Consider the following 21,325-nt stretch of genomic DNA (forward strand, 5'->3'; position numbering starts at 1 on the left):
CATCTCCGGCACGAAGGGCTGATCCACCCGTGCACCTCCTCCACCAGCGCGGCCCGCTGCACGACCTCCCGGACACCCCGGAGGCATACGACGCCGTCCTCGCCGACGTCGTCGAGCAGGCCCTGGCCCGGCTCACGCCGGAGGGCAACCTCGAACACCCCGACTGTGTCGACGACATCGGCGACACCTCACTCGGCATCACCTCGCTCCTCGCGCTCGCCTGGCAGCGCACCAAGGACCCGCGGCTGCCGCAAGCCGTGCGCCGCAGCCTCGCCTTCCATCTGCGCGAGCGGGTGTACACCGCGGACAACCCCGGCTATCCGAACCTGAGGGTCCGCAACTCCGGTCTTCCGTACGCCCGTTACACCCTCGCGGCAGGCGCACACCCCATCGGTGACTGGCCCAGCACGGTGTGGGCGCTGCTCCAGGCGGTCAATGTGCTGGACGCCGCGGACGGTCTCGTCGACGACACACAGCGCGTCGAGCTGCTCGAGGTGGCCCGCGGCTACTGGCACTGGCTGACCGAGGCGACGTTCTTCAACCCGCAGGAGGCGGGCAACCAGGCGATCGGCTGCATTGTGGGCGGGCTGATGCTGGCGAGCCATCTGCCGTCCCCGGAACGGGAGTCGGTCCGTGGGCGCGCCGTGGACCTGTACGTCGACAGGATCCGCGCCCACCGGGTCCGCGACCGCGGCGCCCTGCTGCCCCCCGAGCACGGCGGCGCCTACGACAACAACTACGGCCCGATCTCGCTGTCCTTCCTCGCCCAGGCCCATCGGGTCAGCGGCGAGGACATCTTCGCGGAGGACGGCGACGCCCTCGCCCGCTACATCGACGCCCGCCTGACAGGCGGCGGTTTCGACAACGGCGGCCCCCGCTACAGCGAACAGCACTCCGCGTTCGAGTCGGTCCTGGGCCTGCGCTACTTCGGCGCCCGGATCGGCTCCGACCTGGGCCGCTACCGGGGCGACAGCCGCTGGGCCCGGCACGCGGTGAAGGCGGACGGCGGGGTCGACGGGCACTTCGCGTGGATGCTGGTCTGGCAGATCGAGGACACGACGCGCTGGCACCGTACGCCGTCGGCCGCCCCCGTCCGCCATCAACTCCGGGCGGGAACCGTGTCGGTGGCGTTCGACGGCCACATGACGCCGTCGGTGATCGAGGCGGACGGCACGTACTGTCTGCCCGCCGCCGTCGACCGTCAGCACGGGTACGGCCCGGTCGTCGACGGCTTCGTGTTCTGCCGCCCGATGGGCGAGATCCGCGTCCGCGACGTCCGCGCCGAGGGCCTCGCGGCCAAGCTGGTCACCAAGCCGGTCGTCGGCCGCGACCACGTCCTGCGGCATGTGCGGTCCCTGTACGTCACCGACGGCACGAGCCTGTGGGTGACGGTCGCCGTGGAACGCCTGCCCGGCACGCCGTATCTGCTCGCCGGCATGCCGTACGCCACGGACGACGGCGACCGGGTCCGCCGGACCGCCGAGGCCCAGGTCGCCTCCGTCGGCGAACTCCGGCTGACCCACCCGCAGTCGGAGGGCGCCGACCACTTCGACGCCCGCTCGGACACCACCCAGCAGCAGGCCGCGTTCGCGCTCGCCGCCGATCCCCGCGGTTACGGCAATCCCGACGAGGGCTGGAGCCATCTGGTCTCCTCGACGGCCCTGGAGGCCGACCCGGTCCCGGACGCCCCTGAGGACCTGCATGTCTTCGCGGTGCGCTACGGCCCCGGCGGCACGTTCACGGTGACGGTCGAGCAGCGCCCCGAGGGCCTGACGGTGCGGGCCGAGGCGTTCACCGCCGTGATCGGCGACATCGCGGGCGACGCCCAAGGCGAACCGGACCTGACGCTGCACCTCTGAATCACAGGGGCAGGCCGACCAGCCCCCAGCCCCGCCGGTCGGCCTCGCCCACCACCACCGCCCACTCTCGCAACAGCACCGAGAACTCGTCGAAGTCCTCGATCCACCGCCCCGGAGACGCGGCGTGCACGGCGAACGGCTCGCGCAGGCTCTCCAACAGCGGTTGCGCCAGGGCCCAGTGGACAGACAGCGCGGAGACGGTCGGCGGGGGACAGACGAGCAGCAGCTCGGGGCGCCGAGGATCGGCGCCGGCCGGGAAGAGGCCGGTGCCATCCTCGTCCCAGAGCAACGGGTGCAGGAAACCGTTCAGTTGCTCCCGCAGCGCGGGGCCGGCGAAGTCCCGTACGTCCTGCCAGGCGTGACCCGCCCAGAAGTGCGGCTTGTACGAGCCGGTGGTGCTGTGGAACTCGTAGCGTCCGCACCACGGCACGTTCGACGCCGCCGGGAACACCCAGCCTTTCCGTGGCTCCGCGTCCCAGTCGATCTCGTCCTCGGGAAGCGCCGCGTCCTCGAGCAGCCCGAGCCGTTCCTCGAACGGTGTCGCCTCGAGCCGCTCCCAGTCGACGGCGAGCACGGTGATGTCCAACCCCATGCGGTAAGTCCTACCGGAACATGGCGGTGTGCCGCCGCGCCCAGTCGGCGAACGTGCCCGCGGCGCGGCCGGTGACGCGCTCGATGTCGGGGCTGACGCGCTGTTCGGCGGGGGTGGGGGCGCCCAGGATGGCGAGGGTGGTGTCCACCACGGGCTCGGGCATGAACCCCAGCATCCGCGCGCGGGCCTCGTCCCGGCTCCACTCGACGAACCCGATCGGCTCGCCCAGCGCCTCGCCGAGGGCCGCGGCCTGCTGTCGGGGAGTGACGCGGGCCGGGCCAGTCAACTCGTAGACCTGCCCGGCATGTTCGGCCGAGCGCAGCGTCACCGCGGCCACCGCCGCGATGTCGGCCGGGTCGACCGTGGGCAGTGCGACGTCCCCGAACGGCGCGGCAACGGTGCGCTGTTCGCGTACGGACCCGGCCCAGGCGAACGCGTTGGAATGGAAGCCGCCCGGGCGCAGGAACGTCCAGTCCAGGCCCGACTGCCGTACGGCCTCCTCGATGCCGTGCCCGATGCCTCCGTGCGAGTCCGACTCCGGGCGGGTCACGACCCCCTGCGACGACAACAGGACGACCCGCTCGACCCCGCCGGCCTTGGCGACGTCCAAGAGGTGCGGGACGTCCAGCAGATGGGCGCTGGGACCCCCGTTCTGCAGGAACAGTGCGTGCGCGCCGTCGAACACGGGGCGCAGGCTCTCCGGGTCGACCAGGTCCGCCGGTCGGTGTCGTAGGCCGTGCGGAACGTCGGCGGAGGTGATCTGCCGGGATGTCGCGATGGTCTCGACACCGGATTCGGCCAGCGCCCGGACGAGCTCCCGGCCGACGTTCCCCGTCGCCCCCGTCACCACGATCATGAGCAACTCCCTTGTGAAGTCGGCGTTGTTGCCGACGAAGGGACGCTAACAGCGTGGATATAGTAGGTACCTAGAGGAAAGTGGCTATCCCGGAGGGATGCGCATGAAGGCCGACGTGACGACCGACCCCGCACTCGCCTGTCCCATAGGCCCGGTCGTGGACATCGTGTTCAGCCGCTGGACCACCCCGATCCTGTGGAGCCTGCACACGCACGGCCGGCAGCGCTTCGTCGAGCTGGAGCGGCGCATCACGAAGATCACGCCGAAGGTCCTCACCCAGCGGCTGCGGCAGTTGGAGCGGGACGGGCTGGTCGTGCGCACGTATCACCCCGAGGTTCCGCCCAGGGTCGAGTACGAGATCAGCAAGCTGGGCCGCAGCCTCGCCCCGCTCTTCGCGCACCTCGCCGACTGGTCCGCCGGCCACCTCGACGAGGTCGAGCGGGCGAGGCACACCTACGACAACGCCTGACGGCGCTCCAGGACCCGGGTGGGGACGACCAGGTCCGCGCGGTCCCGGGTCGCCGTGACCAGGGCGGCGTTGTGCTGGTCCGTGCCCAGCACCCAGGTCACGGCCTCGTCGTGCTCCTTGCCGAACCGCTCGTGCCGGGCCACCAGCCGCCGGATCCGCTCCGGCTCGTCCAGCTCGCAGAACCACACCTCGTCCAGCTGCTGCCGCACCCGTACCCACGCGCCCGTGTCCAGCAGCAGGTAGTTGCCCTCGGTCACCACCAGCCGAGCCGTCGGCGGCACCGGCAGAGCGCCCGCGACCGGCTGCTCCAGCACCCGCTCGAAGCCGGGCGCGTACACGATGTCGCCGTCCTCCTCCGCGCGCAGCCGCCGCAGCAGCGCCGCGTAGCCCGCCGCGTCGAAGGTGTCCGGCGCGCCCTTGCGGTCCCCGAGGCCGAGGCGCTCCAGTTCCACGTCGGCGAGGTGGAAGCCGTCCATGGGGACGTGCGCCACCCATGGCTCCCCGCCCGCGTTCAGCTCCCGCACCAGGAACTCGGCGAGTGTCGTCTTGCCCGCGCCGGGGCTGCCCGCGACACCGAGGATCGCGCGCCGGTCGTCGTGGGCCAGGGCCCGGGCGCGCAGGAGCAGGTCGTCGAGTGTCAGCGGCACACGCAGAGTGTGTCACCCCGTCGTCGGGCGGGGACCCGGACCGGCGGGGAGGATGGCGAGGGGACCCAGGAGGGAGCCGCCACCGTGCCCGACGACGCCGCACAGATCCGCACCCTGATCACGAACTGGGCCGACGCCGTCCACCGGGGCGACCTCGACGGTGTCCTGGCCGACCACGCCGAGGACATCGTCATGTACGACGTCCCGCCGCCCCACCACGGCATCCACGGACTGTCCGCCTACAGCGCCGCCTGGCCGCCCTTCTTCGCCTGGCAGGCCCAGGGCGCCTGCTTCGACATCGAGTCCCTCGACGTCACCGCCGGCTCCGAGGTCGCCTACGCCCACGCCCTCCTGCGCTGCGCGACCCCCGAGGAACTCGCCGAACACCCCGGCCTCCGCCTGCGCCTGACCTTCGGTTTGCGCAAGCAGGACGGCCGCTGGCTCGTCGCCCACGAGCACCACTCGTTCCCGCACGACTGACGCGACGGTTGCGCCGATAATCGGACGAAATATCAGGCACCTGGCCGAACTTCGCGCTGCGCACCGACCGGACGCGGGTTAGTTTGTCCGTGTTTTCTCTATTTCCCCAGCTCATGGCCGTGGGGTCTCGGAAACCCTGCGACGCGTAGGGGTAAGGGGTGGACGATGGTGCACGGCGCGAACGCGACGCTCGTGAGCGTGCGACGGCGCGACACGGCGACCGTGCCCGGTACGGCCCGGCGCAGGCGCGGCGACGTTCTGCTCGCCGTGGTGGCAGGTGCGTTCGTCCTCGCCCAGCTGGTACTCGTACGCCCCTGGATGGGCCTCGGCTGGGACGAGACCGTCTACGTCAGCCAGGTCAGCGCTCAGGCGCCACCCTCCTACTTCAGCGCACCCCGCGCGCGTGGCATCTCGCTGCTGGTGTCGCCCATCGCGTCCTGGTCGACGTCCACCGCACTGCTGCGCGTCTACCTGGCCGTACTGTCGGGCATCGGCCTCTACCTCGCCCTGCGCGTCTGGCGCGGGGTCTTCCCGGCCCGTGTCCTCGCCGGCGCCGGGGCGCTCTTCGCCTCCCTGTGGGTGACGCTCTACTACGGCCCGCAGGCCATGCCCAACTACTGGGTGGCGATCGGCGCGCTGGTCTGCGTCGGCTCCTTCCTGCGCGCCCCGGCCAACCTGTGGGGAGTCGCGGCGGGTGCCGCCCTCATGGCGCTCATGCGGCCCACCGACGCCGTCTGGGTGACCCTGCCCCTCCTCGCCCTCGCGGTGGCGCTGCGCCACTGGCGCATGCTCGTCGCCCTCCTCGCCGGAGCCGTCCTCGGCGCCGCCCAGTGGGTGGTGGAGGCGTACCTCACCTACGGCGGTCTGGCGCAGCGGCTGCACGACGGCTCCCGCATCCAGGGGGGACTCGGCTGGAACCTCGCCGTCGACGACCAGATGCGCAGCCTCGTCGGGCGCACCCTGTGCCGGCCGTGCACCGGTTCGATGCCCCACCCCGTGATCACCGTGTGGTGGTACGTCCTTCCGCTGCTCGCCCTCCTCGGCCTCGCCGTCGCCGTCCGGGCCGGGCGCACCGCACGCACGCTCGTCACGCTGGCCTGCGCCGCGTCGGCGGCCTTCCCGTACCTGTTCCTGATCGGATACGCGGCCCCCCGCTTCCTCCTGCCCGTCTACGCGCTGCTGGCCATCCCGGTCGCCGACGGGCTGCTCCACCTGGTCACCGCACCGGGCGGCAAGTGGCGACCGGTGGCCACGACCCTGGTCGCGCTCGGGCTGGCCGGGCACCTGGCCGTGCAGTACGCGGTCCTGGACCGCACCGTCAGCCGCAGCACCGCCGACCGACAGGCCTGGGAGCGCACCGCGGCCGACCTGCACCGGCTGGGCATCCGGCCGCCCTGTCTGCTCACCGGAGAAGAGGCGCTCCCCATCGCCTTCTACACCGGCTGCTCCTCCGCGGCGGTCAGCGGGCCCAACACCAACTCCACGGCGGCGGAGATCCAGGACACCGCCCGCCGGATCCCGGTCGCCCACCTCGTGCCGGCGCACGGCCGCCCGGCCGGGTACGCCCGCGACTGGACCGCGTACCGGATCGACGGGCTCGAGGTACGGATCGGGCCCGCGGGGGAGGACGGCGGCACATGACGTCCGAACCGGTCGTCTTCGCCCCCGGTCGAAGACGCGTCTACTGGCACACCGCACTCACCCTCGTCGTCCTGGTGGGCACGGTCTGCCTCGCCCAGAGGCAGTGGCCGGTCCTCGAGCGCGGGGCCGTGCGGCTCGCCGTCGCCGACCAGGGCTGGCTGCTGGTGGGCGGCACGGCCGCCGCCGCGACCTGGGTCTGCGCGGCGCTCGCCCAGCAGGGCGCGGTCGTGCGGCACCTTCCCCGAGGGCGGCTCGTGGCCGCGCAGTTCGCCGCCTGTGCCGCCAACCATCTGCTGCCCGCCGGGCTCGGCGCGGGCGCGGTCAACCTGCGCTTCCTCATGCGCTGCGGGCTGTCGGCCGGCCGCGCGGCGACCGCCCTCGCTGTCAAGGGCACCGCCGCCGGGGTGGTCCGGGTCGTCCTGGTCGTGGCGCTCGCGCTGGCCTGCCCGGGTGTGCTGCGGTTCCCGCAACTGTCCGGAGCGATCCTCGTCGCCCTCCTCGCCGCCGCAGTCTGTGTGGCCGGCGTGCTGGCGTGGCCCCGGTGCAGGCGCGCCGTGGCCGCCGTGGCCGCCGACATCAGGGCCGTGCACACCAACCCGCCCCGGGCAGCCGCTCTGTGGGGCGGTTCGCTGGCCTTCGCCGCCCTGCACGCCCTCGTCCTGATCGCCGTCACACAGGCCGTCGCGCTCTCCCTGCCGCCGGCCAGGGTGGCGCTGCTCTATCTCGCCGCCAGCAGCGCCGCCGCCCTGCTGCCCACCCCCGGCGGCCTCGGTTCCCTCGACGCCGCCCTGGCCTTCGCCCTCACCACCGCGGGCGCACCGGCCGCCGCGGCCGCCTCCGCCGTACTCGGCTACCGGCTCCTGACCGTGTGGCTGCCGCTGGTGCCGGGCCTGGTCGTGCTCGGCGTACTGGTGCGACGCAAGGCCTTGTGAGCACAACAGGCGCGTCCAAGGCGCGAGTTGTGATCCGGGCCGCGTGTTTCCCGTCCACCCGCTTCAGGTAGGACTCGGATGTCGGACCGGGGACACGAGGGGGAACGTCATGACGGAGAGCGAGCACGGCGGACGGCTGGGGGAGGAGTTCTTCACTCCGGGAAGCGCGTCCTTCACCGAGTTCCTCACCGCCCACCGACCCGCCCTGCTGCCCACCCGCAGACCCTTCCCCGACGGCGTGCGCGCCGCCCCCGACCAGTTCCCGCACGGCACCACCGTGCTGGCCCTCGCCTACCGCGACGGCGTGCTGATCGCCGGCGACCGCAGGGCCACGATGGGCAATCTCATCGCCCAACGCGACCTGGAGAAGGTGCATCCGGCCGACGACCACACCGCGGTCGCCTTCGCGGGCACCGTCGGTCTCGCACTGGACATGGTGAAGCTGTACCAGGTCGAGCTCACGCACTTCGAGAAGATCGAGGGCGCGCCGATGTCCCTCAACGCCAAGGCCCGGCGCCTGGCGGGCATGATCCGGCAGAACCTCGGCCAGGCCATGCAGGGCCTCGCCGTCGTCCCCCTCCTCACCGGCTACGACCACACGGCCGACGACGGCGAGAAGGGACGCATCTTCAGCTTCGACGTCGCCGGCGGCCTGTACGAGAAGACGGACTTCCACGCCGAGGGCTCCGGCTCGCCCTACGCCCGGGGCGCGCTGAAGAAGCTGTTCCACAAGGCATGTCCCGGCGCGACGCCGCGCTCGCCGCCCTCCAGGCCCTGTGGGACGCGGCGGACGACGACTCCGCGACCGGCGGCCCCGACATCAACCGGCGGATCTTCCCGATCGTCTCGGTCATCACCGAGGACGGCTTCGAGCGGCTGCCCGAATCGGAGACGGAGCAGCTCACCGGGAGATGGTCGAGCAGCGCAGCAGCCGGCCGGACGGCCCGAACGCCACGCCCTGACGAACCGCCCCGGCCACGATGGCACTCGGGGCGAGTGCGTCAGGCGCGCAGCCCCACCTCCTTGCGCCACTTGGCGATCTGTTTGTCCGGCTCCCCCGTGTAGGACCAGGCAGTGCGGGTGGCCCGCCGCCCCAGCATCCGGAACAGCGGGCCCGCGACATCCGCGAGGCCCGCGTGACAGGCCGCGTGCGTCAGGTAGTTGAGGTCACGCAGCTCGGCGGGGGCGACCGCGCCCTCGGGCCGGCCGGCGATCCAGCGCTGCCAGGTGCGGCGTACGTCGCTGACGGCCCCGTCGTTGCTCCAGTGCTGGGCGAGCGCCACCGAGGACTGCCGACCCTTGGCCGCGTCCAGCGCGAACCGGTACTCCTCGACCCGGGCGTACTGCACCAGCACCGGCAGTGCGCAGCCCGGCGGTGCCACTCCGGCCGCGTCGCGGGCGAAGTCGTACATCAGGCCGTGGGTGCCGTGCCAGCGGGACGAGTAGTAGTGCAGCACCTGGAGGTGGCCCTCCACGCTGTAGGGGTCGCGCTGGTGCAACTCGTCCCACCAGCGCGCCAGTTCCTGCCTGCGTACGCCCGCCGGGTACAGCCGCGCCACGGAGATCAGGGAGATCCACGGGGTGGGGTCGTCCGGATACGCGTCGGCGGCCTGCAGACTCGCCATCACCGCGGTGTCGACGCGGTGCTGGTCGATCGGTACACCGCGGCCCGCGGCGATCGCCAGGTTGAACGCCCGGGCCGTCTCGGTCGCCGCCCGCAGCACCAGCGCGTCGGCGCTGTGCGGTTCGGCGGCCAGCCATGACTCCGCCGTCGAACTGCCCGCGCAGGCCTGGGCGAGCAGCCGGACCCGATGGCCGCGGACCGGCCAGTCGGGTCCGGTCGCCCGCAGCAGTTCCCTCAGTCCCTGCCAGCGTCCGATGACGATGTCCTGGCGGGCCGTGGTGAGGGGTACGTCCCCGCAGTCGGGGTCGAAGTCGGGAGCGAAGCGATCCCGCGTCATCGCCACACCCCTCAGAAGTCGGTGGAGAGACCCTCGTGGGCACGGGACTGCGTGGGCACGGCGCCGGCCGGGACGTAGTCCGCCTCGACTGTGTGGGTGGCGTCCAGTTTGGCGGGCCGGTAGTAGTCGCTGCCCTTCTTCCAGTACCAGAGCATCGGGACCAGCCCGGCGGCGAGTCCGCCGACGCCGATCGTGACCGCGGCCCGGCTGAGCTCGCCCAGCGACTCGATGAAGATCCAGAACATGAACAGGGCGCCCAGCAGCGGCCACAGGCCACCGAAGAAGAAGTTGGCGGCGGACTTCAGCAGCGTCTTGCGGTAGGCGACGACGGCCGCGAGGCCCGCCAGACCGTAGTAGACGGCGATCTGCAGACCGATCGCCGAGATCGCGTCGGAGAGGATGTCGCCCACCGAGCCGAGCGCGTTGGAGGCGATGAACATCACCAGCGCCACCGCGCCGACCACCACGATGGCGACCCAGGGCGTGTTCCACTCGCGGTGCACCCTGCCCAGCGCGGACGGCATCGTACGGTCGCGGCCCATCGCGAACAGCGAGCGGGTGACCTGGATCAGCGTGGTCTCCAGCGTGGCGATGGTGGACAGCATCACCGCGACGATCAGCAGCTTGCCGCCCCAGCCCGGCCAGATCTCCTCGCCCAGCACCGCGAGCACATTGGCCTCGTTCTCCCGGACCTGTGTCGAGGACAGCACGACGTTCACCGCGATGGTGAACACCTCGAACAGCAGGAAGACGATGCCGACCCCGATCAGGCCCGCCAGTCCGGTCGTACGACGGCTGTTGCGGGTCTCCTCGCTGAGGTTGCTGGTCACGTCCCAGCCCCAGTAGTAGAACGCGGCGATCAGCGCGCCGGACGCGAAGCCGGCCATGCCGTCGAACTGGCCGAAACCGAACCAGGACCAGTCGAAGGCGCGGGCGTTGTCCGTGTGGAAGAAGGCCAGGACCGCGAACAGGGCCAGTATCGCGAGCTCGACGCCGGACATGAGGAGCTGGGCGCGGACGGTGAGCCGGGCGCCGCCGAGCACGACCAGCAGCATGGCCACGAACCAGGCGGCGCCGACGAGCGTGGACAGCGCGGTGTCGTCGGCGAGGCCCTCGTCGAACAGGGCGAGCGTCATCGAACCGGCCGGCAGCGAACCGGCCACCATGAAGATGGTCGCCGACACCACCAGCGCCCAGCCGCTGAGAAAGCCCAGGAACGGGTGGAGAGTTCGCCCCACCCACGAGTAACTGGCGCCCGCGTTCACGTCGATGCGGCTGAGATAGCTGAACGCCAGCGCGATGCCCAGCATCGGGATCGCGCAGTACAGGAGTGCGGCCGGGCTGGCGAGACCCACCGCGCCGACGAGGACGGCGGTGGTGGCGGCGATCGAGTAGGCCGGAGCGCTTCCCGCGACCGCCATCACCACTGTGTCGAACGTGCCGAGGGCGCCTGCCTGCAACCCTCTGCCCCTGCTGTTGCTCATGCTGAAGCTGCTTTCCGTCGTGCACGACGCGAGGACGACCAGGCCTCGACGGCGTAAGGGGTGGGGGGTGGAACCCGCCTCGGACCGAAGAGGGATGGCCTCGGCCAGGGACGGCACATTGGGGGGCGGCGGACACCGTTCAGCGTCGCGTCGGCAGACGGTCACACACCGTGTGTGCGAGTGATGATAGCCCTACGCGATCCCCTTTCAAGATTGACCGGAGGGTAACCTCCCGCATCCAACTCCGCCGCAGGTCAGGGGCCTTGTGGAGGCTCCGTGACGGAAAACCGTGGTTCGGAGGGGCGGATCTGGAAACGCGGATCGGGATACCGAAGAGGACCGAGAAGAGGACCGAGTCGACAGGGGAGGCTCCCATGGCCACGGACCCGGCGCACGCCGATGACGTGTACCAGCCCACCGCAACCGACGAGGAGCAGGAGGACGCCGCACCCCTGGACCCCGAGAACGTGCTGGACGAACGGACCTACGACGACACCCTCGACCAGGGCTACTCGCCCCCCGAGCGGCCGCTCGGCGTGACCAAGTACGGCACCACGGCCGCCGAACAGCACGACGGCGAGAGCCTCGACGAACGGCTCGCCCAGGAGAGGCCGGACGAAGGCGTCTGAGCGCCGGGTTCCCTCAGTCCCCGATGCGGTCGATCTGGCGGAGTTTGTTCGTCGCGTCGAGAGCGGCGACCTTGTAGGACTCCGCGAGCGTCGGGTAGTTGAACACCGCGTCGACGAGATAGTCGACCGTGCCGCCGCAGCCCATCACGGACTGGCCGATGTGGATGAGTTCGGTGGCGCCGGTGCCGAAGCAGTGCACGCCGAGCAGCGTGCGGTCCTCGGGGGAGACCAGCAGTTTCAGCATGCCGTGCGAGTCGCCGATGATCTGTCCGCGGGCCAGTTCGCGGTAGCGGGAGATGCCGACCTCGAACGGCACGCTGTCCTCGGTGAGTTGATCCTCCGTGCGGCCCACGAAGCTGATCTCCGGGATGGTGTAGATGCCGATCGGCTGGAGGTGGTGCATCCGCCCGACGGTCTCCCCGCAGGCGTGGTAGGCCGCCGACCGGCCCTGCTCCATCGAGGTCGCGGCCAGCGCCGGGAAGCCGATGACGTCGCCGACGGCGTAGATGTGCGGCACCTCGGTGCGGTAGTGCTCGTCGACCGTGATCCGGCCCCGGCGGTCCGCCGCCAGCCCCGCCTTGTCGAGGTCGAGGTCGTCGGTGAGCCCCTGTCGGCCCGCCGAGTACATCACCGCGTCGGCGGGGATCTTCTTGCCGCTCTCCAAAATGGTGAGCGTGCCCCGGGGGTGCCGCTCGACCGCGGACACCGTCTCCCCGAACCGGAACGTCACGGCGAGGTCCCGCAGGTGGTACTTGAGCGACTCGATCACCTCGACGTCGCACATGTCGAGCATCCCGGCCCGTTTCTCGACCACAGTGATCTTGCTGCCGAGCGCGGCGAACATGGACGCGTACTCCATGCCGATGACACCCGCGCCGACGATGACCATGGACCGCGGAACGTGTTCCAGGGCGAGGACGTTGTCCGAATCCAGGATCGTCCGCTCGTCGAACTCGACAGTGTCCGGCCGGGCGGGCCGGGTGCCGGTCGCGATGACGATGTGCTCGGCGCTGAGCAGCCGTTCATGGCCGGTCACCTCGCGCAGGGCGACGGTGTGGGCGTCGACGAAACGGCCGGTTCCGGCGTAGAGGGCGACGTGGTTGCGGGAGAGCTGACTGCGGATGACGTCGACCTCCCGGCCGACCACGTGCTGGGTGCGGGCGGTCAGGTCGGCGACGGTGATGTCCTCCTTCAGCCGGTAGCTCTGCCCGTACAGATCGCGCTGGGTGAGACCGGTGAGGTAGAGCACCGCCTCGCGCAGCGTCTTGGAGGGAATGGTGCCGGTGTGGATGGAGACCCCGCCGACCATGTCGGGGCGGTCGATGACGGCCACGCGGCGGCCCAGCTTGGCCGCGGCGATGGCGGCCTTCTGGCCACCCGGACCGGATCCGATGACAAGCAAGTCGAAGTCGGGCACCTTCCGCAGTCTGGCAGTTCCAGGGCCCGATTCGAAAGGGTGAACCGGCAGACACCGTGCAAGGGTTGGCTCGCGGCGCGACACTGGTGTCATGGGTCATCGACTCGGTGACGCGAGCGCACCCGCCCGGCTGGCCGGCCCCGAAGAGGGCATCGGCCCGGACGAACTCGCCCTCGCCACCCGCAACCACGGACTGCCGCTCGAAGCCCTGCGCCACGACCTCACCCCGCCGGGCCTGCACTACGTGCTGACGCACTACGACATCCCTTACGTCCCCGACGACACCGCGTGGCAGCTCACCGTCGGCGGCCTGGTCCGCCGCCCGCTGCGCCTGGACCTGGCCGACCTGCGGGCGTTCCCCCAGGTCACCACCCGGGTGACGCTGGAGTGCGCCGGCAACGGGCGGGCCCTGCTGACGCCCCGGCCGGTGAGCCAGCCCTGGCTCGTCGAAGCGGTCGGCACCGCAGAGTGGACCGGCGTGCCGCTGCGGCTGCTGCTGGCGGAGGCCGGCATCGAGCCCGGCGCCGTCGACGTGGTCTTCACCGGCGCCGATCACGGGGTGGAGCGCGGGGTCGAGCAGGACTACCGGCGCTCCCTGTCCGTCGAGGACGCCACGGGCAGTGAGCCCGAGGTGCTGGTGGCGTACGCGATGAACGGCTCCCCGCTGCCGCCGCAGCACGGGCATCCGCTGCGACTGGTGGTGCCCGGCTGGTACGGCATGGCCCACGTGAAGTGGCTGCGCGACGTGAGCGTCGTCGACGAGCCGTTCACCGGGTTCCAGCAGACCGTCGCCTACCGCCTGCGGGAACGCCCGGAGGACCCGGGCGAACCCGTCACCCGCATCGCGCCGCGCGCACTGCTGGTGCCGCCGGGCTTCCCGGACTTCATGTCACGGACCCGGATCGTGCGGCCGGGCGAGGTTCCGCTGGAGGGGCGCGCCTGGTCCGGGCGGGCGCCGGTGAGCCGGGTCGAGGTGAGCGCGGACGCCGGACGCACCTGGCACGAGACCGCGCTGGAGCCGGACGACGGGCACCGCTGGGCGTGGCGCCGCTGGCGTCTCACCTGGACGGCGACGCCCGGCGAGTACCTGCTGAGCGCGCGGGCCACCGACGCCGAGGGACACACCCAGCCGCTGGACCAGCCCTGGAACCGGGGCGGGTTCGCCAACAACCTCGTACAGCGGGTTCCGGTGCTCTGCCTGGACGAGGACGCACCGGACTGACGGGCCCGGCCGAACGCACCGGGCCCGGACGGTGGTGGAGCCAGGGCCGCTCCGCCGGACAGGGCTAGGGCCCTTCTGACGGATCATCGCGGCGTCGCGACGCCCGGCACGCACTCCCCCACTGCCTGAAGGGCGTGGGGGGACCCCCAGACGCACGGGGTGGAGGGCCAGGTGGCTCCGCCACATGACCCTCCACCCCGCACGACGATCGCACGCACCGGACGCCGCTCCTCGGCCCACGCTGATCCGTCAGAAGGGCCCTAGGGCAGCAGCTTCTCCATGGCGGCCGGCCCCTCGGCCGCCAGCTTGCGCCTGGCCCACTCCAGGTTGCGTGGGGTGAGGTCCCTGCCTGCGGCAAGCACCAGGTCCTCGGGCGACACCTCGGTGCCGGTACGGGTGTGGAGCAGGGCGTCCGGGGTGGCGCGGTCCTCGGACGGCCCGGACGCGTCGGGCTGTGACGTCGGCATGATCTCTGCTCCTCGGGTCGTCATCGGGTCCGATATCACCATTCACCCGGGGAGCGCCGCGTGCATCCGGAGCGACCTCACCCGGGGTGCCGAGGAGATCGCGCGGGCGTGTAATGGGGGTAGCGAACAAAGGTCCAGGACATGTCACCCACCCGAGGTAACGCAGGGGACGAGGGGACCGCCGCCATCGGGGCACTGCGACGGCTGGGCCAGTGGTGCGCCCGGCACTTCGTGATCGTCATCGTGGCCTGGCTGGTCGCCCTGATCGCTCTGCAGGCCCTGAACCGGTCCGTCGGCGGGGAGTACGAGGACAACTTCTCCCTGCCCGACGTGCAGTCCCAACAGGGCCTGGACGTCCTGAAGAAGCACGACCCGGCGGCGGGCGGCTACAGCAGCCAGATCGTCGTGCACGACGGCGGCAAGGCTCTCACCTCGCTGGACTCGCAGATGTCGACGACGGTCGGCGACCTGCAGAAGCTCCCGCACGTCCTGGCCGTCCAGAACCCGCTGACCGCCACCGCCTCGGCCGTCGGACCGCTGTCCTCCGACGCGAAGACGGCGTACATCACCGTCCGCTTCGACGTACAGCCCTCCACCCTGGGCGACGACTACCTGCACGGGGTGGACACGTCGGTGCAGCCGCTGCGGTCGGCCGGCGCCGACGTCGAGTACGGCGGACCGCTCGGCGAGCTGGCGCGGCCCGCCGCCGACGACCGGGTGAGCGAGTTGATCGGTTTCGCGGTGGCGATCGTCGTCCTGCTCGTCGGCTTCGGCAGTGTGATCGCCGCGGGTCTGCCGCTGCTGACCGCGTTGATCAGTGTGATCGGCGGGCTCGCCTGCCTCGGACTGCTCGCCGCCGCGTTCACCTTCGCGACCGTCTCGCCGACCCTGGCCACGATGATCGGACTGGGCGTCGGCATCGACTACGCACTGTTCCTGATCACCCGTCATCGCCAGCTCCTGATGAACGGTGCCGACCCGGTCGCCGCGGCGGGCCGGGCCACCGCGACCAGCGGCCGGGCCGTGCTCGTCTCCGGCTGTACGGTCATCGTCGCGCTCGCGGGCCTGTCCGCGTCCGGTGTGGCGTTCATCGGCAAACTCGGTCTCGCCGCCGCCGTGACGGTCGTCTCCGCCGTGCTCGGCGCGCTCACCCTGGTCCCGGCCCTGCTCGGGCTGATCGGTACCCGAATCGACCGCTACCGGGTGCGCCGCCCCGTCGCCGAGACCGACGCCGAGGAGGGCGCCGAGCCGCACGGCACCTGGCACCGTTACGCGCTCCGCGTGGAGCACCACCCGCTGCGCTATCTGGCCGCGGGCGTGGCAGCCGTCGCCGTCCTCGCCGTCCCGGTGTTCTCCATCCAGCTCGGCCACATCGGCGACGGCGCCGACCCCACCTCCTTCACCGACCGGCGCGCCTACGACCTGATGACCGACGCGTTCGGCCCCGGCTCCAACGGCCCGCTCACCGTCGTCATCGACCAGACCTCCGTGCCGGACTCCAGTCGCTCCGCCCTCACCTCACAGGCCCAGAAGACCCTCGACGGCGTCTCCGGCGCGACCGCCGCCACTCCGCTGACGCCCACCAAGGACGGCGACGTCCTGATCAGCACGGTCTACTCCAAGACGTCTCCGCAGAGCGCCGCCACCACGGACCTGACCAACCGCCTGATCGACGACACCCTGCCCGCCGCGGTATCCGGCACCGATGCCCAGGGCTACGTCACCGGCACGACCGCGGCCCAGGTCGACTTCCGCGACATCGTCTCCAGCCGGCTGCCCCTCATCATCGGCGTCGTGGTCGCGCTGGCCTTCCTGATCATCCTCGCGGTCTTCCGCGGTCTGCTCGTCGCGATCAAGGCGGCCGTCCTCAACGTCCTGTCGATCGCCGCTTCCTACGGTGTCGTCGTCGCCGTCTTCCAGTGGGGCTGGGGCGGTCCGGCGCTGGGAGTCTCCGGCAAGGTGCCCATCGAGAGCTATGTCCCGATGATGATGTTCGCGATCATCTTCGGGCTGAGCATGGACTACGAGATCTTCCTGCTCTCCCGGGTGCACGAGGCCTGGCTGCGCACCGGGGACGCCAAGGCGTCGGTCGCCCATGCGCTGGAGATCACCGCGAGGGTCATCACCTGCGCGGCACTGATCATGGTGAGCGTCTTCGCGGCGTTCATCGTCAGCGACAACATCGTGGTCAAGATGCTCGGCCTGGGGCTCGCCGTGAGCGTGCTGATCGACGCGACCGTCGTCCGGCTGCTCATGGTGCCGGCGGTCATGACGCTGCTGGGCCGGCACGCCTGGTGGACGCCGCGGTGGCTGGACCGGATCCTGCCGCACATCGACGCCGAAGGGGAGCACGAACAGGTCAGACAGGGCTGAGGACGAGCATCGTCACATCGTCCTGGACGGTCCTCCCGCAGTACCCCGTCAGGTCGCGCCACACATGCCGCACCATGACCGCGGGATCGTCTTCGGCGAACGCGGGGAGCCGGTCGAGCAGCGGATAGAAGGCACCGTCGGTGCCCCTGGCCTCGGAGACACCGTCGGACGCGAGAAAGAGCCGGTCACCCGCGCGCAACGGCACCGTGACCCCCACCGCCGGGCCGGCCCCGGACAGCCCCAGCCCCAGCGGCACACCCGCCGTCACCTCCAGCTCCGCCACCCGCCCGTCGCGCAGCAGCAGCGGCGCCGGATGCCCGCACACCACGATCCGCACGGCCCGCGCGTCGGCGGAGAACTCCAGCACCACCGCCGTGGCGAACAGCTCGGCGTGCGACACGTCCGCGGAGTCCACCACCAGCCTGCGGTCGAGCCGCGCCGCCACCGATTCCGGGTCCGGCTCGTCCAGCACCGCCTCCCGGAACGCGCCCAGCAGCGAGGCGACCGTCGCGACGGCCGACAGCCCGTGCCCCTGCACATCGCCCATCACCGCCCGCACACCGTGCGGGCCTCGCCGTACATCGAAGAAGTCACCGCCGACGAGCGTGCCGCGCTGCGCCGCCCGGTACAGCCCCGCACACCCCACCGGCCCCACACGCTCCGGCAGCGGCGGCACCACGGCCCGCTGGGCGGCCTCGGCGACCGCCCGTTCGGTGACCAGCTGGGCGTCCCGCCGGCTCCGTACGTAGGACACCAGCACGCTGAGCGCGGCGACGAAGGAGACGGTCAGCAGATCGGTGGTGCCGGGGTCGTTGAGCCGGAACGCCGGGACGACCAGCAGGCTCACGACGAGGGCGCCGAGCAGCGCGGTGCCCGCAGGGCCGTAGGACAGCACGGCCAACGGGGGGATGGCTCCCAGCAGGAAGCCGATGTCGAGGGGGCCGGGGCTGGCCAGGGTCGCCGCGCACACCCCCGCGAGCAGGGCGGGCGGCAGCACTCGTACCCAGCCGGGCGGCGGTGCGCCGTGCAACCAGCCGCGCCGGTCCCGGTGGTCCCGTGTGACCTGCGCCTTTCCCACGCCTCTACGGTCCTCCGACCCGGTGCGCCGCGCACGCCGGGAAATTCGCTGGACGCCCGCCCGCAGCAGCTTCTAGCGTGAGCGCGTCACGCCCCGACACCGACGGAAGGAGGCGAGTGCCGTGCAGTACACCGACATCCCGCGCTCCCTTCCCGTCGCCCCCGGCGTGCGTCTCTGAGCTTCCCGGGAGCGCTCCACGCAGCACGCATCCCGGAGGAATCCATGACCGGAACGGTCATCCGCCAGCTCGACGACAGCACCGCCCATGAGTTCGACTCCCTGCCCGACCCGCTCGGGGTGCGCGCCGCGCACCCGCTGACCCGGCACCGCCCCGACTGGCAGCGCGTGGCGCTGCGCGACGGCCGGATCGTCGCCAGGGCCGCCTGGTGGGGCGGCCCCGACGACACCGAACCGCTCTGCGTCGACCGGCTCGACATGGCCGAGGGTGAGACCGAGGCGGCCGCGGAACTCCTGCGTTCGGCGCCCTGGCAGGTCGACATCGACTTCAGCCTGCCGCCCGGCTGGCGCGAGGACCCGGATCTGCGCACCGCCGTCGAGGCCCGCTTCACCGCCGCAAGGGCGGCCGGATACGAGCTTCTGGTGGAACGCTTCACCTACCGCTGGACCCCCGGATGCGGGCTGTCCGAACGGCCCGGACGTCTGGTCTTCGGCGCCGAACCCGACGACGCCGTCTTCTTCGACGCGCTGCGCCGCATCCACTCCGCCACCCTGGACGCCCACGCGCTGAAGGCCGTCGAGGAGGGCGGCGTAGACAAGGCGGCCCAGGAGGAACTCGACTTCTTCCGCTGGTGCCCCTCGCCGCGCGAGTAGTGGCAGGTCGCGCACACGCCTGAAGGAGAGCTGGCGGGGATCCACATCCCGGCCCGCAACCACCAGGCCCCGATCGTCGGCTTCATCGGCGTCGTACCCGAACAGCGCGGACACGGCTACGCCTACGACCTTCTGACCGAGTGCACCCACCACCTCGTCGCGCAGGGCGCCGAGTTCATCGTCGCCGCGACGGACCAGGGCAACGCCCCGATGGCCGCGCACTTCGCCAAGGCCGGCTATCCGGTCACACGCGAACGCGTCAACTTCCATCGGCCGGCGGACGCACGGTAGCCAATTCGCCGCTGCGGGGCCGTTTCACGGCCGGTCCGGCCTTCGACACCCTGCGGAAGCTGTTCGCCCGTGACGGAGCGGGTCTACGACGAGGTCCGGCGACGCGTGTCCCTGACCTCGCCGGAAGGCCAGGTCGGAGCGACAAACCCTTCGACGAACAGGTGCCCTCCCTGCGATCTTGGGTGGCCGAGACGCATGGAGGAGACCCGTATGCAGAGCGCCGCGGACTTGATCGCAGACACCTACGCACTCGGTGCCGGGCCCTGGACGATGACGCCCGTCACCCGCGGCGCCCTGGGGCAGATCTGGAAGCTGACCGGGAACGGCGCCTCGTGGGCGGTGAAGGAACTGATCTTCGGCGGCAGCGAGGAGCAGTTCCGGCACGAGATCGCCCTGCGTGCCGCCACAGAGCATCTGGGGATCTCCGCACCACGGCTCCTGCCCAACCGCGACGGCCTGCACGTCTCGCAGCTCGACGGGTCCGCCGTGAAGCTCTACGACTGGGTCACCGGAACCCAGGCGGACCCCACCGACCCGGACATCCTGAGCTGGTGCGGCCGGACCCTGGGCCTCCTCCACCGGGCGGGCGGGGGCGCGACCGGAACCCCGCACCTCTGGTACGAGGAGTGCCCCCAGGACACCGACTGGGCTGTGCTCCACCAGCAGGTCCGCAGGGCCGGGATGCCGTGGGCCGACGAGCTCGGCCGGTTCATCGACACCACGGCACCCGGACTCGCGCGGTACGTCACCCCGTCCGGCCCCGGTGACCTGGTGGTGTCGCATCTCGACATGCAGCCGCAGAACGTCCTGGTCGGCCCGGCCGGCCCGACCCTCCTGGACTGGGACAACGCCGGACCCATCGCGGCCGAACGCGAACTCGCCCGTGTCCTGTACGTCTGGGCGGGCGGCAACGACTTCACCGCCGGATCCGCGCGTCGGCTCGTGCGGGCGTACGTGGACGCCGGCGGCCGTGCGACGGTCAAGAGCCCGGACTCGTTCTCGATGCTGTTCGCGACGGATCTGAACTTCGTCAAGGTGCAGGCCGAGGGCGCGATCGACCCGAACGCGACCACCGCACAACGCGAGTTCGCGAGCAGGAAGGTCGTCGACACGCTGGCGAGCCTGCCGGATCCGGCCGCCGTCGCCCGGCTGACGGAGGCGGTCGAGAGCCAGTGGTGAGCGGCGTCAGCCGCCCAGCAGAGCCTCCGCCGTCGCCAGGATCTCCGTGACCCGCAGCCCGAACGCGGCGTCGCACGGATGGGGACGGCCGCTGCGAGCGGCGGCGAGCAGCGCGTCCGCGGCCCGTTCGAGCGCGGGAACCGCACCGTCCGGGCTGCGTGGGAGAAGCGTCACCCCGCCCTCGCCGCGCAGTTCGACCGCCGCACCCGCCGCCGCCGGCGGTGCCGTCAGGCTCAGCGTCAGCGTGCTGGAGGCGCCACCGGTGTGGTGGAGGACCAGGTGCACGGTGTCCGCGGGACCGTGCACGGCGGCGGCCACCTGCCGTACGTCGCCCAGGACCGGCAGCAGCACCGACAGGGCGTGCGGTCCCACGTCCCACAGCGCGCCCTTCTCCCGCCGCCACGGCGAGGCCCCGAACGGACTGTCCGTGGTGAAGACCGCGCCGAGCCACTCGGCCCGCGCGGTGAACCAGCCCTCGACGGCGGCCTGTTCGGTGATCCACGCCTCGGTCACGCTCTGGAAACGGGTCGTGAAGAAGACGACCGAGGCGACTCCCGCCTCCTGGACCGCCGCCACCACGGCCCGGCCCTCCTCGGCCGTCGGCGCGAGCGGCTTGTCCAGCAGCAGATGGCAGCCCGCCCGCGCCGCCCGCACCGCCAGACCGGCCTGGACCGCGGGCGGCAGCGCCACCGCGACGGCGTCCACGTCGGCGAACAGCGCGTCGACGTCGTCGTAGGCCCGGGTGCCGAAGCGGCCCGCCAACTCCTTGGCGGCCTCCGAACGACGGCCCCACACCCCGACGAAATCCAGCTCGCGGTGTTGGCTCAGGGCGGGCGCGTGCGCCCCCTCGGCCCATGAGCCCGTGCCGAGCAGTCCGATGCGCATGCCCCCGCCTTTCCACACCCCGAAGGTCCAGC

General features: G+C 71.8%; 17 protein-coding genes and 3 pseudogenes. 11 read left to right on the top strand and 9 right to left on the bottom strand.

Features of this window, described 5'->3' with window-relative positions; genetic code table 11:
* Window positions 1–29: 29 nt before the first annotated feature.
* Window positions 30–1,859, top strand: coding sequence for a hypothetical protein (locus TN53_RS10630; protein ID WP_046258224.1), 1,830 nt, complete (start codon window positions 30–32; stop codon window positions 1,857–1,859).
* 1 nt (window position 1,860) lies between these two features.
* On the opposite strand, the gene TN53_RS10635 is transcribed toward TN53_RS10630, so the two are convergent.
* Together TN53_RS10635 and TN53_RS10640 are read right to left on the bottom strand one after the other, a co-directional pair.
* Complete coding sequence (locus TN53_RS10635) at window positions 1,861–2,451, bottom strand: hypothetical protein (RefSeq protein WP_046258225.1); 591 nt, start codon at window positions 2,449–2,451, stop codon at window positions 1,861–1,863.
* Between the two features lie 10 nt (window positions 2,452–2,461).
* The gene (locus tag TN53_RS10640; protein ID WP_046258226.1) at window positions 2,462–3,307 is read right to left on the bottom strand and encodes an NAD(P)H-binding protein; all 846 of its coding nucleotides are present in this window, start codon (window positions 3,305–3,307) and stop codon (window positions 2,462–2,464) included.
* 103 nt (window positions 3,308–3,410) lie between these two features.
* On the opposite strand from TN53_RS10640, the gene TN53_RS10645 reads away from it, so the two are divergent.
* Window positions 3,411–3,776, top strand: a complete 366-nt coding sequence (locus TN53_RS10645; RefSeq protein ID WP_234441554.1) for a winged helix-turn-helix transcriptional regulator — start codon at window positions 3,411–3,413, stop codon at window positions 3,774–3,776.
* On the opposite strand, the gene TN53_RS10650 is transcribed toward TN53_RS10645, so the two are convergent.
* Entirely contained in the window at window positions 3,761–4,423 is a 663-nt protein-coding gene (locus TN53_RS10650) for a nucleoside/nucleotide kinase family protein (protein WP_046258228.1), read from the bottom strand. The genes TN53_RS10645 and TN53_RS10650 overlap by 16 nt on opposite strands.
* 84 nt (window positions 4,424–4,507) lie before the next feature.
* Here TN53_RS10650 and TN53_RS10655 point away from each other — a divergent pair, with 84 nt between their 5' ends.
* From TN53_RS10655 to prcB, 4 genes and pseudogenes are all read left to right on the top strand, one after another.
* Complete coding sequence (locus tag TN53_RS10655; protein WP_046258322.1) at window positions 4,508–4,903, top strand: YybH family protein; 396 nt, start codon at window positions 4,508–4,510, stop codon at window positions 4,901–4,903.
* Between the two features lie 165 nt (window positions 4,904–5,068).
* On the top strand, window positions 5,069–6,544 hold the full coding sequence (locus TN53_RS10660; protein WP_052745171.1) for a hypothetical protein: 1,476 nt from the start codon (window positions 5,069–5,071) through the stop codon (window positions 6,542–6,544).
* Window positions 6,541–7,476 carry a lysylphosphatidylglycerol synthase domain-containing protein gene (locus tag TN53_RS10665; protein ID WP_046258229.1) on the top strand — a complete coding sequence of 312 codons (936 nt, stop codon included), beginning with the start codon at window positions 6,541–6,543 and terminating at the stop codon, window positions 7,474–7,476. Before TN53_RS10660 ends, TN53_RS10665 begins: the two co-directional genes overlap by 4 nt.
* 109 nt (window positions 7,477–7,585) lie before the next feature.
* Window positions 7,586–8,438 (top strand): annotated as a pseudogene (gene prcB, locus TN53_RS44845) (proteasome subunit beta).
* Window positions 8,439–8,477: 39 nt separating this feature from the next.
* Here prcB and TN53_RS10680 read toward each other — a convergent pair.
* On the bottom strand, window positions 8,478–9,437 hold the full coding sequence (locus tag TN53_RS10680; RefSeq protein ID WP_046258232.1) for a hypothetical protein: 960 nt from the start codon (window positions 9,435–9,437) through the stop codon (window positions 8,478–8,480).
* 11 nt (window positions 9,438–9,448) lie between these two features.
* The gene (locus TN53_RS10685) at window positions 9,449–10,921 is read right to left on the bottom strand and encodes an APC family permease (protein ID WP_046258233.1); all 1,473 of its coding nucleotides are present in this window, start codon (window positions 10,919–10,921) and stop codon (window positions 9,449–9,451) included.
* 374 nt (window positions 10,922–11,295) lie between these two features.
* On the opposite strand from TN53_RS10685, the pseudogene TN53_RS10690 reads away from it, so the two are divergent.
* Window positions 11,296–11,538, top strand: a pseudogene (locus TN53_RS10690) (hypothetical protein); the annotation flags it as partial.
* A gap of 25 nt (window positions 11,539–11,563) precedes the next feature.
* On the opposite strand, the gene sthA reads toward TN53_RS10690, so the two are convergent.
* Window positions 11,564–12,967 (bottom strand): Si-specific NAD(P)(+) transhydrogenase, encoded by a 1,404-nt coding sequence (gene sthA, locus TN53_RS10695; RefSeq protein WP_046258234.1) that lies wholly within the window; start codon window positions 12,965–12,967, stop codon window positions 11,564–11,566.
* A gap of 91 nt (window positions 12,968–13,058) precedes the next feature.
* Between sthA and TN53_RS10700 the strand changes: the two genes are divergently transcribed.
* Complete coding sequence (locus TN53_RS10700) at window positions 13,059–14,189, top strand: sulfite oxidase (RefSeq protein WP_046258235.1); 1,131 nt, start codon at window positions 13,059–13,061, stop codon at window positions 14,187–14,189.
* A 260-nt stretch (window positions 14,190–14,449) separates the two neighbouring features.
* Here the strand turns inward: TN53_RS10700 and TN53_RS10705 are convergent, their stop codons facing one another.
* A complete protein-coding gene (locus TN53_RS10705; protein WP_046258236.1) occupies window positions 14,450–14,656 on the bottom strand; it encodes a hypothetical protein in 207 nt (68 codons plus the stop codon).
* Window positions 14,657–14,797: 141 nt separating this feature from the next.
* Here TN53_RS10705 and TN53_RS10710 point away from each other — a divergent pair, with 141 nt between their 5' ends.
* The gene (locus tag TN53_RS10710) at window positions 14,798–17,029 is read left to right on the top strand and encodes an MMPL family transporter (protein WP_046258237.1); all 2,232 of its coding nucleotides are present in this window, start codon (window positions 14,798–14,800) and stop codon (window positions 17,027–17,029) included.
* On the opposite strand, the gene TN53_RS10715 is transcribed toward TN53_RS10710, so the two are convergent.
* A complete protein-coding gene (locus TN53_RS10715) occupies window positions 17,016–18,107 on the bottom strand; it encodes a PP2C family protein-serine/threonine phosphatase (RefSeq protein ID WP_046258238.1) in 1,092 nt (363 codons plus the stop codon). The two genes, TN53_RS10710 and TN53_RS10715, sit on opposite strands and share 14 nt — an antisense overlap.
* A gap of 222 nt (window positions 18,108–18,329) precedes the next feature.
* Between TN53_RS10715 and TN53_RS10720 the strand changes: the two are divergent.
* Window positions 18,330–19,229, top strand: a pseudogene (locus TN53_RS10720) (GNAT family N-acetyltransferase).
* Window positions 19,230–19,439: 210 nt separating this feature from the next.
* Window positions 19,440–20,408: a phosphotransferase enzyme family protein gene (locus tag TN53_RS10725; RefSeq protein ID WP_046258239.1), complete on the top strand. Its 969-nt coding sequence runs from the start codon at window positions 19,440–19,442 to the stop codon at window positions 20,406–20,408.
* A 6-nt stretch (window positions 20,409–20,414) separates the two neighbouring features.
* On the opposite strand, the gene TN53_RS10730 is transcribed toward TN53_RS10725, so the two are convergent.
* Window positions 20,415–21,293: a Gfo/Idh/MocA family protein gene (locus TN53_RS10730; RefSeq protein WP_046258240.1), complete on the bottom strand. Its 879-nt coding sequence runs from the start codon at window positions 21,291–21,293 to the stop codon at window positions 20,415–20,417.
* Between the last annotated feature and the right edge of the window lie 32 nt (window positions 21,294–21,325).

This window comes from Streptomyces sp. WM6386 (assembly GCF_000972385.1).
Classification (GTDB): domain Bacteria; phylum Actinomycetota; class Actinomycetes; order Streptomycetales; family Streptomycetaceae; genus Streptomyces.